Below are 1,769 nucleotides of genomic sequence, written 5' to 3' on the forward strand. Positions count from 1 at the left end.
GGGATATTCCTAAAATAATAAAATTTAAGGCAACTAATTCATTGCGAGTTAGTTGCCTTTTTTGTATCTTTAAGCATTCCCCCCAAAAAACGGTTTGACGGCCAAAACGGGGGTAATTAAAAATAAAAACACATGGTAAAGATACAAAAAATCTCAGAAATCGAACCTTGTTTAGGTTTTACCGAGTTCGATATGCTTAAAAAATATCGTCAAAGTTTTGCAACGAGTGAATTAGGTCGCCTCCATGCTCTATTCCCTTTCTCGGAACTGGCCCGACAAATGCATTTGAAGTCCTCTGCTTTGGGTCGTAAAAGTTATTTTTCTCCCGAAGGTAAAATAGCCTTGATGGTCTTGAAGTCCTATACCAACTTTTCCGATGCACAACTGATTGAGCATTTAAACGGTAATATTCATTACCAGTTATTTTGTGGTGTTCAGATTGATCCGCTTCATCCACTAACCAATCCTAAAATCGTTAGTGCAATTCGTCAGGAACTAGCGGATCGCCTTGACGTTGAGTCCCTCCAGCTCATTCTTGCCGAGCATTGGAAACCTTATCTTGAGAACCTTCATGTCTGTATGACCGATGCCACCTGTTATGAAAGTCATCTGCGTTTTCCTACTGATACCAAACTCTTATGGGAAGGTATTGTATGGCTTCATCGTCATCTGTGCAAACATTGCCAGACCTTGCACATACAACGTCCCCGTAACAAGTATCTTGATGTACGCCGTGCCTATCTTGCTTATAGTAAACTGCGTAAACGCAAGAAATCACAGACTCGTATGATTACACGAAGGTTACTTCAGTTATTGGAAAAGTTACTTGACCAGCTGGAGCTGCTTCATTCATCCTACAGGAACAGGCTTACACTATCCTCTGATTACCAAAGACGTTTCTCGGTCATACAGACAGTCCTTGAGCAAGGGAAGAATTTATTTGCAGGCAAAAAAGTGTCCAACCGTATCGTGAGTATCGACCGGCATTACCTTCGCCCCATTATCAGAGGCAAGGAAACCAAATCCGTTGAATTCGGAGCTAAAGTCAACAATATACAGATAGACGGAATCTCCTTTATAGAACATATCTCCTTTAAAGCTTTTAACGAAGGAGTACGTTTGAAAGACTGTATTCATCTGCAACAACAACTGACCGGGGTTAGGGTTAAGGCGCTTGCGGCGGATTCAATCTATGCCAATAATGCCAACCGGAAATTTTGTACAAAATATCATATAAGTACTTCCTTTAAGCGTAAGGGCAGAGCTGCCAAAGATGAGCCGCTTCGTAAAATCTTACGGTCGGAACTCAGTCGTGAAAGAGCTACCCGCCTGGAAGGAAGTTTTGGAACGCAGAAACAACATTACTCACTGGCCAGGATAAAAGCTAGAAACAGGAAAACGGAAGTACTTTGGATTTTCTTTGGGATACATACAGCCAATGCGGTATGTATGATAGAAAAGGTCGAAAAGAAAAAAAGAAAGGCAGCATAATCTGACTAAAATAACAGGAAAAACAGGAGAGGTTTTAACTTCCCCTAAAAAAGACATGTACATAATGCATGGGTGGGAAGGAAAAAACAAGAATATGTAAACAATATTCTATAAAAAAGATAGAAGACTGGGAGAGTTGAACGAAAAAATCAAGAGAAAAGCTCACGTAAAGCAAAGCTTTTCTCTTGATTTTTTAGAAAGAGGAACATTTACTGAATATCCCTAATTAATAATCAGCGTTCTAATTTTTACAGGATTCCCTATTCTTATTTTAAAAG

At 39.7% G+C, this 1,769-nt stretch carries 1 protein-coding gene; it reads left to right on the forward strand.

The window, feature by feature from the left end; translation table 11 throughout:
* Positions 1-132: 132 nt before the first annotated feature.
* Positions 133-1,491 carry a transposase gene (locus ACT8YW_RS23180; protein WP_390535211.1) on the forward strand — a complete coding sequence of 453 codons (1,359 nt, stop codon included), beginning with the start codon at positions 133-135 and terminating at the stop codon, positions 1,489-1,491.
* The last annotated feature ends 278 nt before the right edge of the window (positions 1,492-1,769 follow it).

The organism is Bacteroides sp. (assembly GCF_052357945.1).
In the GTDB taxonomy this organism is placed as follows: Bacteria; Bacteroidota; Bacteroidia; order Bacteroidales; family Bacteroidaceae; genus Bacteroides.

Bases quoted from the DNA above. Each gene is read 5' to 3' on its own strand.
- ACT8YW_RS23180 (WP_390535211.1), top strand. From the start codon at position 133: ATGGTAAAGATACAAAAAATCTCAGAAATCGAACCTTGTTTAGGTTTT.